Source organism: Streptomyces sp. NPDC051286 (assembly GCF_044455345.1).
In the GTDB taxonomy this organism is placed as follows: domain Bacteria; phylum Actinomycetota; class Actinomycetes; order Streptomycetales; family Streptomycetaceae; genus Streptomyces.
The window spans coordinates 304,904-319,659 of the sequence record NZ_JBITER010000002.1; the positions used below are offsets into that span (position 1 = coordinate 304,904).

General features: G+C 70.0%; 9 protein-coding genes. 8 read left to right on the top strand and 1 reads right to left on the bottom strand.

Annotated elements, in window-relative coordinates; all coding sequences use genetic code 11:
* The first annotated feature begins 119 nt into the window (after nt 1–119).
* The 7 genes from ACIBB8_RS04580 to ACIBB8_RS04610 all read left to right on the top strand — a co-directional run bounded on the left by ACIBB8_RS04580 (nt 120) and on the right by ACIBB8_RS04610 (nt 9,005).
* Nucleotides 120–2,549 (top strand): ATP/GTP-binding protein, encoded by a 2,430-nt coding sequence (locus ACIBB8_RS04580; protein WP_398948940.1) that lies wholly within the window; start codon nt 120–122, stop codon nt 2,547–2,549.
* A gap of 174 nt (nt 2,550–2,723) precedes the next feature.
* The gene (locus ACIBB8_RS04585; protein ID WP_398948941.1) at nt 2,724–4,295 is read left to right on the top strand and encodes a PucR family transcriptional regulator; all 1,572 of its coding nucleotides are present in this window, start codon (nt 2,724–2,726) and stop codon (nt 4,293–4,295) included.
* 194 nt (nt 4,296–4,489) lie between these two features.
* Complete coding sequence (locus ACIBB8_RS04590; RefSeq protein WP_037689742.1) at nt 4,490–5,935, top strand: aldehyde dehydrogenase family protein; 1,446 nt, start codon at nt 4,490–4,492, stop codon at nt 5,933–5,935.
* Between the two features lie 333 nt (nt 5,936–6,268).
* Entirely contained in the window at nt 6,269–6,664 is a 396-nt protein-coding gene (locus tag ACIBB8_RS04595) for a hypothetical protein (RefSeq protein WP_398948942.1), read from the top strand.
* 187 nt (nt 6,665–6,851) lie between these two features.
* A complete protein-coding gene (locus ACIBB8_RS04600; RefSeq protein WP_398948943.1) occupies nt 6,852–7,037 on the top strand; it encodes a hypothetical protein in 186 nt (61 codons plus the stop codon).
* A 589-nt stretch (nt 7,038–7,626) separates the two neighbouring features.
* The gene (locus ACIBB8_RS04605) at nt 7,627–8,244 is read left to right on the top strand and encodes a carboxymuconolactone decarboxylase family protein (RefSeq protein ID WP_398948944.1); all 618 of its coding nucleotides are present in this window, start codon (nt 7,627–7,629) and stop codon (nt 8,242–8,244) included.
* Nucleotides 8,245–8,384: 140 nt separating this feature from the next.
* Nucleotides 8,385–9,005: an MBL fold metallo-hydrolase gene (locus ACIBB8_RS04610; protein ID WP_398948945.1), complete on the top strand. Its 621-nt coding sequence runs from the start codon at nt 8,385–8,387 to the stop codon at nt 9,003–9,005.
* A 205-nt stretch (nt 9,006–9,210) separates the two neighbouring features.
* On the opposite strand, the gene ACIBB8_RS04615 is transcribed toward ACIBB8_RS04610, so the two are convergent.
* Nucleotides 9,211–12,117, bottom strand: coding sequence for a PQQ-binding-like beta-propeller repeat protein (locus ACIBB8_RS04615; RefSeq protein WP_398948946.1), 2,907 nt, complete (start codon nt 12,115–12,117; stop codon nt 9,211–9,213).
* Between the two features lie 562 nt (nt 12,118–12,679).
* On the opposite strand from ACIBB8_RS04615, the gene ACIBB8_RS04620 reads away from it, so the two are divergent.
* Entirely contained in the window at nt 12,680–14,626 is a 1,947-nt protein-coding gene (locus ACIBB8_RS04620) for an acyl-CoA dehydrogenase family protein (protein ID WP_398948947.1), read from the top strand.
* Nucleotides 14,627–14,756 lie beyond the last annotated feature (130 nt).

Genomic DNA, 14,756 nt, shown 5'->3' on the forward strand with positions numbered 1-14,756 from the left:
GTGCGGGGCATCCCGATCAACAGCGTCTGACGGGGTGGTACGGGGCACTAGATTGAGGGGATCGGGCGCCCGCGCCCGGAGTTACCGGTCGGCGCTGGTCAGGGGACGAGGGACAGCACATGGACACCGAGGGCACGTACGACTCACGCGGCACCCGCTCCGGTCATTCGGTGCCGCGCCCGGCCGGCCCGCCACCACCCGTACTGCCGCCCATGCCGGGCCACGCACCGGCCTCCGGGCCCTCCCTCGGCGACTGGCTGCGCATCCCCAGGCCCCTCGCGGAACCGGGCGTCTGGCGGTTCGGTCACACCTCCCGGCCCGCCCAGGAAGAGGAGCGCACGCCCGACCGCACCCTGCTCAGCGGAGCCGTGATCTCCCTGCTGGCCGCCATCCTCGTCTGGTCGCTCTGGCGCAACGGATACATCCCGTACTGGCGGGTCCCGCTGAAGCTCTTCACCCCCGACGGCTGGTGGGGACCGTTCGGCGATCAGCCGCTGACCCATGGGGCCGTACGGGCGCTCGACATGTACCGCCTCCTGATCATCGGAGCAATCTTCTACGGGTTCGGTCGTCTGGGTAACTGGCGAGCCGCGTTCGAACGATGGGCCGGGGGCCGGGGACCCGCCGCCCGGGCCGGCGGCGCCGCGGTCGGCGCCCTGCTGGTCTGGATCCTCGTATGGAACGGGACCGTGCCGGGCATGGAGCTCACCTTCAGCTTCGCCGCACCGTGGCTGGGCACCGACCGCACCGTGACCACCGCGGTCACGTACACGCTGTACGCCCTGATCACCCTGGCGATCGTGTGGCCGTTCGCGAAGCTCGGACGATGGGCGGAACTGCGGCGCCGGACCTCCGCCGGCAACGGACCGCAGCACCCGCCGACGGCCCACGCCACCACGACCGGGCGTGCGAAAAACAACGTGCACGGCGGCACGGCCCAGGACACGGGCCGCGGCACCGAAGGCCGCACGGACGACGGCGCGGACGATCCGGCCGAGTGGCCCGACCTGCGCGCCGCCGGACAGAACCAGGCCGCCGCCAAGCTCTCCCAGGAGGCGCGGTCGGGCCGGATGAACGACGTCGACTACGCCCGTATCCGACGTGCCTGGACATCCGTACGCGCCGACAGCAGCCGCCTCGCCGCCTTCACCGACACCGTGCTGCGCAACGGCGCCGCCGCCTGCACCCACCCCTCCGGCGCACGTGATCTCCCGGTCCGTGCCGCCCGGCACGATCTGCTGGTCGACCAGGTCAGACTCGGCACCGTCGACGACAGCGAACGCAACCCCTACGCACGCCGCGGCAACGGCATCGCCCTCGACCCCGGGCTGCTCGGCACGTCCCTGCTGGCGGTCGGGCCGCCGGGGGCGGGCAAGAGCCGCGCATTGATCCGGCCGGTCGTCGAATCCCTCGCCCTCCAGGCGCTCGCCGGGCGCGCCGCCGTCGTCGCGGTGTGCGCCGCCGGAACCCAGCTCGGTGCCGACGAGGGCTTCGACATCGTGGTCAAGCTCGGCGACCCGTCCTCCGTCCACGATCTCGACCTGTACGGAGGCACCACCGACCCCGACGAAGCCGCTGCCGTGCTGGCCGAAGGGCTCGTCGGCGATCTCCAGGAGGTGGACAGCCGACGTGCCGCCACCGCCCTCGCCCAGCTCCTCGGTCCCTACCGCGCCGCCCACGGCCGCTTCCCCTCCGTCCCGCAGCTGCGGGAACTGCTCGACGACGTACCGGAGACGCTCTCCACCCTGCGCGAGGCCCTCGACGCCACGGGCCGGCAGGACATGCACCGCGAACTGGACGCGCGCGCCCGCCAGTCCGGCGCCCCCGGCGACGCCGGACCCGCGCTCGCCGACCGGGTCGCGCTCCTCGACCGGCCCGCGTTCGCCGATTTCTTCGACACCGCCGGCAAGACCCGCCCCTTCTCCCTGCGGGCCCTGGAACACCCACTGAGGGTCCGCATCGACCTGCCCGAACGCGGCCACGCCGAGGCGTCGAGGATGCTGGCCCGCCTTGTCCTCGCCCAGTTCACAGCGAGCGCCGCCACCCGCACGGACCGCTCGCTCTTCGCCTGCCTCGTCCTCGACGACGCCACCCGCACCCTGACCCCGGACACCGTCCGCGGAATCCAGCGGCTGCGCTCCGCGCACGCCGGAGCCGTGGTCACGCTGCGCACCCTCGACGACGTCCCGGAGAGCCTCCACACAGCGTTGCTCGGCGCCGTGGGCTGCCGGATGGCGTTCTCCGGGATCACCACCTGGGACGGCAAGAAGTTCGCCGAGGCGTGGGGCACGGAATGGGTCGAGACGAGGGACGTCACCCAGCGCACGGTCTTCGCCGACCAGCCGATGACCCGGGCCATCCACGCCTTCCGCAAACTGGTCACCGGGAAGGCCGTGACCACGGACGCGGTGACCGTGCGCCAGGTCGAACGCGAACGCTGGTCCGCCTCCGAACTGGCCCATCGCGTTCCGGCCGGACACGCCGTGCTGTCCCTCACGACCGTACGAGGGGACCACGCACCGCCCCTGCTGGTGAACCTGAACGGCTGAACCGTGTCCGTGCGGCCCTGACGTGCGGACCGGGTCCTCGGCAGCGGATCCGGTGGGCGGGAACGGTGCCGAATATCTGAGAGCGGTTACGGCAGACCCTGCCGCCCTGGCAGAATCGGAAGGAGTCGTTCGTACGGGACGGCAAAATCGACTCCTGAAGGTCCCGCGGTCTCCATGCCCCCCACTCTCGCCTCGCTCGTCCAGCACTCGGCGCTCAAACTCACGGTGCGTGCGGGGGCGGACCGGCTCGACCAGCCCGTGCGCTGGGCGCATGCCAGTGAGCTCGCCGACCCCGTCCCTTACATGGAGGGTGGAGAACTCCTCCTCGTCACCGCCACCAACCTCGACGCGGAGAACCCCGAAGCGATGCGACGGTACGTGCGACGGCTGGCCGGCGCCGGAGTCGTCGGGCTGGGCTTCGCCGTGGGCGTCAACTACGACGACGTACCCCAGCCGCTGATCGACGCCGGGGAGGAGGCCGGGCTGCCGATCCTGGAAGTGCCGCGCCGCACCCCGTTCCTCGCCATCGCCAAGGCTGTTTCGTCGGAGATCGCCGCCGACCAGTACCGGGCGGTGACAGCGGGGTTCGAGGCCCAGCGGGATCTGACCAAGGCCGCACTTGCGGGGGACGGACCCGCCGAACTCCTCACCCGGCTCGCCGCGCAGGTCGACGGCTGGGCCGCGCTGTACGACACCTCCGGTGCCGTCGTGGCCGCCGCCCCCGACTGGGCCGCCCGGCGTGCCGCCCGGCTCACCCCCGATGTGGAGCGCCTGCGGGAGCGCCCCGCTCCGGCGAGTGTGGTCGTCGGCGACACCGACGACCGGGTCGAGCTCCAGACCCTGGGCACCGGCCGCAGGGCCCGGGGCGCCCTGGCCGTGGGCACCGGTTCGGCTCTCGGCACCGCCGAGCGGTACGCCGTGCACTCGGCCGTCGCCCTGCTGACACTCACCACCGCCCGCTCGCGCTCCCTCCAGGGCGCTGAGCAGCGGCTCGGCGCGGCGGTGCTGCGGATGCTCCTGGCCGGCCAGCCGGACCACGCGCGGGCCGTTGCCGGGGATCTGTACGGAGGGCTGCTCGATGCTCCTTTCCGGCTGCTGATCGCGGAGGCGACCGAGTCGTCGACACCGGCGCTGCTCGGTGAGGCGATGGAGGCGGCGGCCTTCCGGGCCGGCGAGACGCTGTTGACGGTTCCCGAGGGCGAGCGGCTCGTCGTCCTCGCCGCGGACGGTGGTGCGGCCGTCGCCGCGTGCATGGCATACGCAGGGGCACAGGACGAGCGGACCCCACGCGACCAGAAGACGCCCGAAGAGGGGGAAGTGGTGATCGGGCTGTCCGCACCGGCGGGTCCGATCGCCGTCTCCGCCGCATACAAGCAGGCCGAACAGGCACTCTCGGTCGCCCGCCGCCGGGGCAGGGCCCTCGTCGAGCACGAAGAGCTGGCGGCCGGTTCGGTTCTGCCACTGCTCGCGGACGACGCGGTACGGGCCTTCGCGGACGGCATGCTCCGCGCCCTGTACGAGCACGACGCGAAGGGGCGCGGTGACCTGGTCGCCTCGCTTCGCGCCTGGCTCTCCCACCACGGTCAGTGGGACGCGGCCGCAGCCGATCTGGGTGTGCACCGCCACACCCTGCGCTACCGGATGCGGCGTGTGGAGGAGATCCTCGGCCGCTCCCTGGACGACCCGGATGTCCGGATGGAACTCTGGCTGGCGCTGAAGGCCACCAGCTCCCCGTCGACGCCGTGAAACGGAGTCCGACCGGCGCCTGAGGACGCCCCGCGTGCCGGACGGTTGCGGCACACCATTCCGATGGGCGCGGTCATCCGACAAACCGGCGCATGCCTGCCGCGCTTCGCTCCATGACGGACAAGCGTCAGGGTGACGGCCCGGCCCTACGGTGGGGGCAAGACACCCCACGACTCCGAAGGGCCGGAACCTCCATGACTTCCACCCACGCCTTCTGGCTCGCCGGCCGCCAGGCCACCGGCGAGGACAGCTTCGACGTCACGAACCCCTGGGACGGCCGTCTCGTCGGTACGGTCAGCGTGCCGACCGACGCGCAGATCGAGGAGGCCGTCGCCGCCGCGCACGCCGTGCGCGAGGAGTTCGCCGCGACGCCCGCCCACGTCCGCGCCGCCGCCCTCGACCACGTCGTACGGCGTCTCGTGGAGCGCACCGAGGAGATCGCCCAGCTGATCTCCGCCGAGAACGGCAAGCCCATCAAGTGGGCGCGCGGCGAGGTCGGCCGCGCCGTCTCCGTGTTCCGGTTCGCCTCCGAGGAGGCCCGTCGCTTCAACGGCGGTGACGCCCAGCGCCTCGACACCGACGCCGGTGGCACCGGCCGTCTCGGGCTGACCCGGCGCTTCCCGCGCGGCACGGTCCTCGGTATCGCGCCCTTCAACTTCCCGCTGAACCTGAGCGCCCACAAGGTCGCCCCGGCCATTGCCGTCGGCGCCCCGATCATCCTGAAGCCCGCCCCGGCCACCCCGATCTCGTCGCTGATCCTCGGCGAGCTGCTGGCCGAGACCGACCTCCCGGCCGGTTCGTGGTCCGTGCTCACGGTGCCCAACGACCGTATGCCCGCCCTCGTCCAGGACGAGCGCCTGCCCGTGATCTCCTTCACGGGTTCCGGCCCGGTCGGCTACTCCATCCTGGAGTCGGTGCCGCGCAAGCACTGCACCCTGGAGCTGGGCGGCAACGGTGCGGCGGTCGTCCTCGGCGACTACGCCTCCGACGAGGACCTGGACTGGGCCGCGAGCCGGATCGCGACCTTCTCCAACTACCAGGGCGGCCAGTCCTGCATCTCGGTGCAGCGCGTCATCGCGGACGCCTCGGTCTACGACCGGCTCGTCCCGAAGATCGTCGCGGCCGTCGAGGCCCAGGTCACCGGCGACCCGTCCGACGCTGCCACCGACGTCGGCCCGCTCGTCAGCGAGGACGCCGCCAAGCGCGTCGAGTCCTGGGTGGACGAGGCTGTGCAGGCAGGCGCCCAGCTGCTCACCGGAGGCAAGCGGGACGGTGCCACCTACGCGCCGACCGTGCTGGCGGAACTCCCGGACGGCGTCAAGCTCTCCTGCGAGGAGGTCTTCGGGCCGGTCCTGTCCGTACAGAAGGTGGACGGCGAGGCCGAGGCCTTCGCCTCGGTCAACTCCTCGAAGTACGGCCTGCAGGCAGGTGTGTTCACCCACGACCTGCAGACCGCGTTCCGTGCGCACCGGGCCCTTGAGGTCGGTGGCGTGATCATCGGCGACGTCCCGTCCTACCGCGCCGACCAGATGCCGTACGGCGGAGCCAAGCAGTCCGGCGTCGGCCGTGAGGGTGTTCGTTACGCGATGGACGACTACACCTACGAGCGCGTGCTGGTTCTCACCGGCCTCGCCCTGTAGCCCGTAAGCAGGATCGAACCGATCCACAGGAGCCGCCTGTAATCCGCCTGGACAGCACGACAGCAGGCGGCAGACGAACGGCCGGAGCCCACTGTGCGGGGGCTCCGGCCGTTCTCGCGTATCTGCACTCTGACCCCGGTCGCGATTCACGATCTAGCTGAGGCCGTGCTCGGCTGCGTCTGCGCAGCACTCGACCACACGGCCGCCGAGGTTGAGGGCCAGCCTGGTTGTCCTGATTGCAGGTCGTGCGTCGTCCCCGGTGCGCCTGCATGGGATTCCTGCGACGACCCATGCGGGCCCGGGGACGGGGCCGGCGGGCAGCTCACGGTGTCGGTGGCCCGCATCTACGGCAGCAGCGACGCCGAGTTCCCCTCGGAGTCCCGCATCGTCCAGGGCGCGCGCGGCTGCACGCCTCCGCCGGTCACTGCGCTGGAGCTCGTTGTGACGCTGTTGCGGTGCGCCCCGACGTTCAGCGAGAACGGGTGCCCGCCCTCGTGTGACGAGCTGACGCGGGCCTCGCAGGTCCTCCACGTCGACATGGTCACGGTGTTCAACGCACTGCTGTGCTGCCTGCCTGGTACCCAGCAGTCGCGGCGTGGCCGGAAGTTCGTAATGGGCGCGCAGAGGGTCATCGGCCCGGAAGGCGGTTGTGTGGGCCTGGAGCAGCGCGTCACTGTAGCGCTACCGGGCTGCGGGAAGTGCCCCGATGATGAAGGGGTGTCGCTGTGAGAGGTCCGCACTGGCCGCGTGCCCTCGCCCACCGGCGGGGGTGGATCGCGTCGCCTGCGCTCGCTTTGAGGGGTGTCCCGTTCGGCCCCCAGAAGCGGGACCTCGCCGGCGAAGTGATGGGCCGCATCGCGCGCGGTCATGATGCAGGAGCGTGTCCGGTCTGCTCGGCCCCAGATGAGGTGTCGCCATGAGCGTCGAAGTGCGGATCGATCCCGGGAAGATTTCGAGGCTGCTGCGGCTGCGCAGCGGCCGGGTGGCGCGGAAGTTGGCCGAGCGGACGCAACGGACGGCGCGGATCGCGGAGCGGGAGGCGCCAGGACAACCCGATGGGCCCTTCCTGTATTTCGAAGTCCCTGCCTTCATGGTTGTCTGAGATCAGGAACTTCCTCACCCAACAACGCTCATGGGCAAGGCGGTTGAGGAGGACGTAGCTCACTGGAGGGAACGCGCTGTGACAGACAGGTCGAACGGATTACATCGGGTAGGGCGGCACGCAGAGAGCGCAACGCTCAGCGGCTGGACCCACCGGCGAACGGCCTGGGTGTCCCTTGGGCTTGTCGCAGGTGCGGTCGCTGCTACGGCGGGATTCCAGCTGGTGCACGACAATGCTTCCCCGTCAGCGGACGACGTGACCGTACACGAGGCTGAGAAGACAGTTCCGGACTTGGAGGACTACTGGACTCCGGAGCGAATGCGGTCAGCGGAAGGCGCGTAGTCGCATGTGGTGGTGGAACCGGCTGCTGTTCCACCACCACACCATTCACGAGCGACGGTTCGGCACAGGCCGTTCACCGTGTGTGGATGCCGGTGAGGAGGTCCTCGAGGAGGTCGCAGGCATACAACTGGGGGGCGTAGGGGGTGCCCGCTGCTGTAGGTGTCCTCTGGGAGGGGCTGCGGGCCTGTGCGAGCCGGCGACCCGCGGTGGCGGTGGTTGTCACATGCGGGGGTCCGGCGGTGTCTTCATGCCGAACAGCTCAACAGGCACGTCCAAGGAGGACACTGTAGTGCTACGTCTCCCGAAGGCCGAGCTCCCGGCCGAGCTCGAGGAAAACATGATCAAGCAGCTCGGTGCTGTGCCCGAAAACGTCGAGGTGGTCTGGCACAGCCCCAAGGTCGCCCAGGACAACCTGGAGTTCGGCGGCAGGGTGGGCGCGTGGGATGCGGCCGACGCGAGCCTCAAGTCGTTCGCGCACATGGCCGTCGCGGCGCTGGTCGGTTGCAGCTGGTGCCTCGACGTCGGCTACTTCCAGGCACAGAACGAGAACCTGGACTTGGCCAAGGCGAGTCAGGTGCCGCGCTGGCGGGAGTCGGAGGTGTTCACGCCGCTGGAGCGGGACGTGATGGAGTACGCCGAGGCCATGACGAACACGCCGCTGACCGTCACCGACGAGCTGTACGCGAGCCTGCTTGACCGGCTCGGCCCGGCGGCGATGGTCGAGCTCACTGCGTACATCGCCTATGTCAACCTGGCGACCAGGGCCAACGTGGCGAACGGGGTCGAGTCGCAGGGCTTTTCCGACGCATGCGAGATTCCGCTGGCCGCGCGTCCTGAGAAGTCTGGCGTGGCGTCGACGGCATGACCGGGGACGGGTCGAGATCGACGGCGAGCCGTCCGCGGTGAGCCTGGTGGTGGACAACGGGCGGGTCACCCGGATCTACGTGGTGAGAAACGGCCGGAAAGGGCGAATGGACCCACGGGCCGATCGGAAGGATGGAGGCCATGAAGATCACCAAGTTCGGTCACGCGTGCGTACGCCTGGAGAAGAACGGCCGGGCGATCATCATCGACCCAGGTGTGATGACGCCTGAACCTGATGCGCTGGCCGGGGCCGAGGCCGTCCTCGTCACGCATGAACACTTCGACCACTTCGATCCGGAGCGCCTGCGCGGATTCGACGCGGCCGTCTACACCTGCGCCGGGGTTGCCCGGCACCTGAGCGGGTTGGACGAGCGCGTGAACGTGGTCCGCGATGGTGACAGCTTCTCCGTCGCGGGCTTCGCGGTGTCGGCGGCGGGCGGCAAGCATCACTTCAGTCACCCGGATGTGCCCCCGGTCGACAACGTCGGGTTCCTGATCGACGGAGAGGTCTTCCACCCGGGCGACTCACTCACTGTCGTCGACGTGCCGACGCTCCTGCTGCCCGGCCAGGCGCCGTGGCTGACGGTGCCCGACATGATCGGCTACCTGCGCCGGATGGCACCGCGCCGCGCCTATGCCATTCATGACGGGCTCATCAACGAGTGGGGCCTGAAAGTCCTGGACGACGTCCTGGCCATGGAGGCCGAACGAGCAGGAACCGACATCCGGCGGCTCTGCCCCGGCGAGAGTGTCGAGCTGTAGAGGGCAGCCGCCGACCGGCAGGTGCCGGACGACCTGCGGGGGCGGATCGAGTCGCTGCTGCCGGTGCGTGCTCGGCCCGAGCGCAATCCGGGGCGGTTGCCGCTGGGCAGATCGGTACGGCGCGAATGCGCAGCGCAAAAAAAGGCTTCCGCGCAGCGGGCTGCCTCCGCCGCACCGGAGTGCGGCGGAGGCAGGCGACGCCGGGTCAGTCGCGGGCGGTGAAGGCGTAGAGGTTGCCGTCCCAGGCGCCGATCAGCAGCGTGTTGCCGGTGACGGTCGGGGTCGACAGGATGGGAGCGCCGAGGTCCAGGTCCTGGAGCTTGGCGCCGGTGGTCTTGTCCAGGCCGTACAGGTGGCCGTCGGTGCCGCCGATCCACACCGTGTTGCCGCTGATGGTCGGCGAGCCGACGAAGGCCCTGCCGCTCTGGAAGTCCCAGAGCTTGGTGCCGGAGGCGGCGTCGAAAGCGGCTATGCGGCCGTTGGTGAAGCCGGCGTAGACGGTGTGGCCGTCGACCGCCGCAGAGGCACCGGGCTGGCCGGCGTCATCCTTGGAGACTCCGGTGCTCCGGTAGTGCCACAGCTCCTTGCCGGTGGCGGCGTCGCGGGCCAGGAGGGTGTTGTTGCCGGCGTCTCCGACGAAGTCGGTGGTGAACACACGTCCGTCGGCCACCACGGGAGTGGAGTGGTGGACGCCGCCGACGCCTCCGGCGGAGACGAGCTGCTTACCGGTGGTGGCATCGTAGATACGCAAGCCACCGCGGCTGTCGTGGACGTAGACCTTGCCATCGACCACGGTGGGGGTGCTGCTGTCCCACCAGCCGCTGTCCACCGAGGAGTTCCACAGCTGCTTACCGGTGGCGGTGTCCACGGCGACGAGGTGGCTGCCCGTGGTGGTGTAGCCGAAGTAGTAGGCGGTGGAGCCGGAGACGGTCGCGCCACCGTAGGCATAGCCGTCGTAGCGGCCGGTCTCCGAGGATCCGGGGAGGGTGTAGCTCCACTTCTTCGCGCCGGTCGCCGCGTCCAGCGCGGTCAGGGTGCCACGCATCTCGGTGACGTAGACGGTCCCGTCGTGCACCACGGGCGTGGACTGGACCAGGCTGTCGGTGGCGAAGTGCCACTTCGTCCGGCCGGTGGCGAGGTCGACGGCGTCCACGCCGTTGCCCTTGGACCCGTCGGTGTCCCAGGTGCCGATGTACGCGGTTCCGTTCGCGACCACCGGGGAGGACATCCCGATGGTGGAGCCGGTGCGGTGGGTCCAGGCGTTGGTGAGGCTGCCGGAGCCAAGGCTTCCGGGCTGCACTCCGGTGTGGAGGGCGTCGCCGTGGAACTCGGGCACGTCCGCACCCGGGCGCACCTGGTCGGCCTGCGGTACGACGGTGAAGCGGCTCGTTGTGGACCAGCTCTTGCCCGCGTCGTCGAATGCGGTGACCTCGGCGGTGTGGTCGCCGAGTGTGAGTTGGCGGGTGTCCCACGGCGCCGACCACGAGAACTTGCCGGTGGGCCGCAGGTTCGGGACCTTGTGGCCGTCGATGCGGACCTCGACCCGCACCACATGGCTGGAGGTGTTGTAGGCGTCCACCTGGAACTCGGTACGCCCCTGGCCGACCTGGGAGCCAGGCGCAGGCGAGGTGGCCGCGATCGTGTGCTCCTGGTTGAACATCCGGAACTCGGCCTTCAGCTCACCGTCGCGCATGGTGACCTCGCGGAAGCCGATGGGCGAATGGTCGTCGTTGTAGGTTGCCGAGGCCGTGTTGTACTCCACCGCGCCGTCCATCAGGTGGGGGTCGGTGAAGTTGGTGTGCATGTGGCCGTTGAAGAAGGCCTTGACGTCGTACCCCTTGAGAAGTCCGAGCAGGGAGTTGATCTGCCCGGTGGAGCCGCCGGGGTCGGGGGTGTCCAGCGGCTCGTGGAGGCTGACCACGATCTGCTTGCTGGTGCCGTCGGCGTTCTTGCCGTTCAGCTCCAGGTCCTGCTTCAGCCAGGCGAGCTGCACCGGATCGCCGAGACCACCGTTGTTCTCGAGCTGGACGAAGTGGGTGTTGCCGTAGTCGAAGGAGTACCAGGCGGGCCCGAGCAGCGAGCGGTAGTTGCCGACGCCGCCGGTGTCCCCGCCGCCGTGGTCGTGGTTGCCCGTCACTGGCCAGATCGGGAGCTTGGAGTTCGCTGTGCCCTTGAGCCATGCCTGCCAGTGGGAGGGCGCTCCGTCGCCGCTGAGGTCTCCGGTGGCCAGGACGAAGGCCGGCTGGGTCGGCAGTGCGGCGATGTCGTCCAGCTGCTTGGCGAGCTTGCCCGGGGTGACGCCGTCAGCGTCCGCGGGCGACTCCGGACCGTCGGGGCTGGTCACGTGGGTGTCGGTGATCTGGGCGAAGGTGAAGTCGGGCTGGTTGCTGGACTTGTCGCGCTGCAGATCGAAGTTCCGGGTGATGGTGGTGTCGGCCTCCGGTGAGCCGAGGTCGCGGTAGAAGCGCTGAACCCGGTTGCTGCCGAGGGGGGCCGAGTAGCCGCGTGGCATGGTGATGTCGACGATCGTGCGGGCCCACTGGTTGAGGTCGGCGGAGAGCTTGTAGTGGCCGTCGCTGTCGGTGCGGACGATGGTCGCGCCGTCCGAGACGGACACATCGGCCAGCCCCTGCTCGCCCTTGTCCTGGCTGCCGTTGCCGTTCTTGTCCTCGAAGACGGTGCCCTGCACGGTGGCATGGCGCGGGGGACGGGGGGCGATGTCGAAGTTCACCTGCGGGGCGAGTGCCTGGTACCCGTCGTTGGCCAGCAGGTACGCGGAGTAGGAACCGGCGGGCAGACCGGAGGTGTCCAGGGTCACGGTGCCATTGGCGTTCGGGACGTAGACCCAGGTGAGCGAGGCCCCGTCGCCGGGCTTGCGGTTTGCCGGGTAGATGCCGATCCAGTTCGTGGCGCCGGGAGCGTCTGTGGTGTAGCTGAAGGTCAGCTTCTGACCCACCTGGGGCTGCTGGGTGACCAGTGTGAGGGTGGATGCGCTCACGGCCGACTGCGCGCTGCTGATCGGTGCGGCGGAGGAGGCGGGCGCGCCCACCACAGCCAGAACAACGGCGCAGGACCCAGCCAGTACTGCGGATCGGATACGGGAAGAGGGCACGCTGCACTCCTTGCGGTGCGGAAAGTTGTCTTGACAACTCTCATCAACACAACAGAGGAGCAGGTGTCCCGCAGGTGTTGCGGCGGCGTACTGCACACGAGGATCGTGTGTCTCCGATCGCGTGTCTCCGCTGGACGGCTCCAGGCCGGCTGCGCACAGCGCGGTGGTGCCGATCCCGTCCGGCGCGTCCACGGCGGCCTGGGCGGCGGCGCGCGCCTCGGCCGGCTCATCGGTGAGCGTGGCCGGGGCCGGCTTCGGGCGGATCATCGCTCGTTCGCGCAGGTCGGAGGGAGACCACAGGTCAGGGCGGTGTGGGGGCCCACGGTGCGGGGGCTCCGGCCATTCCTGCTTCCCCCTCGCCCCGGCCCGACCGCGGTTCGCCCGCTGAACGTGCCACTGGAGTGGCTCGCGACCCGATCGGCGTCCGGGGGCTGGTGAGACCGGCAGGAATCGGGTACATACGGACGAGTAGCACCGGTTGGTATGCCTCGGGAGGCGCGCATGCGCTCCGCGCGGACCGGCCGGGTCCGCCAACCCGACAACGCGGCGAGGTGAGCTCCTCATGACCGCACCATCCGCTCCGAAGAACACGCCCAAGGTCACCGAGCGTGAAGCGCGTCAAGTGGCCGAAGCCGCACGCGAGCAGGACTGGCGCAAGCCCAGTTTCGCCAAGGAACTCTTCCTCGGCCGCTTCCGGCTGGACCTGATTCATCCGCATCCCATGCCGCCCGGCGACGACGTCCGGCGCGGCGAGGCGTTCCTCGCCCGGTTGCGCGACTTCTGCGAAACCAAGATCGACGGCGCTCTGATCGAGCGTGAGGCGAAGATCCCCGACGAGGTCATCAACGGCCTCAAGGAGCTCGGCGCCCTCGGGATGAAGATCGACCCGAAGTACGGCGGCCTGGGGCTGACCCAGGTCTACTACAACAGGGCGCTCGCCATGGTCGGCTCCGCCAACCCGGCGATCGGCGCGCTGCTCTCCGCCCACCAGTCCATCGGCGTACCGCAGCCGCTGAAGCTTTTCGGCAGCCAGGAGCAGAAGGACACCTTCCTTCCCCGGCTCGCCCGCACCGACATCTCGGCGTTTCTCCTCACCGAACCGGATGTCGGCTCCGACCCTGCCCGGCTCGCCACCTCGGCCGTTCCGGACGGTTCCGACTACATCCTCGACGGTGTGAAGCTGTGGACGACCAATGGCGTCGTCGCCGACCTGCTGGTCGTCATGGCTCGCGTCCCGAAGTCGGTCGGTCACAAGGGCGGCATCACCGCGTTCGTCGTCGAGGCGGACGCCCCGGGCATCACCGTGGAGAACCGCAACGCCTTCATGGGGCTGCGCGGGCTCGAGAACGGCGTGACCCGCTTCCACCGCGTCCGGGTCCCGGCCGCCAACCGTATCGGCCCCGAGGGAGCCGGTCTCAAGATCGCCCTCACCACGCTCAACACGGGTCGGCTGTCGCTCCCCGCCATGTGCGTCGGAGCGGGAAAGTGGTGCCTGAAGATCGCCCGCGAATGGTCGGCGGTCCGCGAACAGTGGGGCAGGCCGGTTGCCCGGCACGAAGCCGTCGGTGCCAAGGTCTCTTTCATCGCGGCCACCACATTCGCCCTGGAAGCAGTTGTCGACCTCGCCTCGCAGATGGCGGACGAGGATCGCAACGACATCCGCATCGAGGCAGCGCTGGCCAAGCTGTACGGCTCCGAGATGGGCTGTCTCATGGCCGACGAACTGGTCCAGATCCGGGGCGGCCGAGGCTTCGAGACCGCCGACTCCCTTGCCGCCAGGGGTGAACGGGCCGTCCCCGCCGAACAGCTCCTCCGCGACCTGCGGATCAACCGGATCTTCGAGGGCTCGACAGAGATCATGCATCTGCTGATCGCCCGCGAGGCCGTCGACGCCCACCTGAAAGTCGCCGGAGATCTTATCGACCCCGACAAGCCCCTCTCGGCCAAGGCGAAGGCGGGAGCGAACGCGGCCGGCTTCTACGCCCGCTGGTTGCCCAAGCTTGTCACCGGACCAGGTCAACTGCCGCACACCTACAACGAGTTCCATCCGCCCGGTCACCCGGACCTGTCCACCCATCTGCGCTACGTCGAACGCTCTGCCCGCAAACTGGCCCGCTCCACCTTCTACGCGATGTCGCGCTGGCAGGGACGCATGGAGACCAAGCAGGGTTTTCTCGGCAGGATCGTCGACATCGGTGCCGAACTGTTCGCGATGAGCGCCGCCTGCGTCCGTGCCGAACTTCTGCGCACCACCGACGAGCACGGCCGGGAGGCCTACCAACTCGCCGACGCCTTCTGCCACCAGTCCCGTATTCGCGTCGAGGAACTCTTCACCCGCCTGTGGTCCAACACCGACCGGCTCGACCGGCACGTGGTCGACGGCGTCCTCTCCGGCGCGTACCTCTGGTTGGAGGAAGGCGTCGTCGACCCGAGCGGTGAGGGCCCCTGGATCGCCGATGCCACCCCTGGCCCGGCCACCAAGGACAACGTCCACCGTCCCATCCGCTGACCGCCGGTCCATCGAGCCGGGGGGGGGGGGGGGGGGGGGGGGGGGGGGGGGGGGGGCCCCCCGCCCCCCCCCCGCGCCAGATGCGCTGAGCCGAAGGTACGGGGGGAACCCCGGCTCTGTGCGCTGCCGA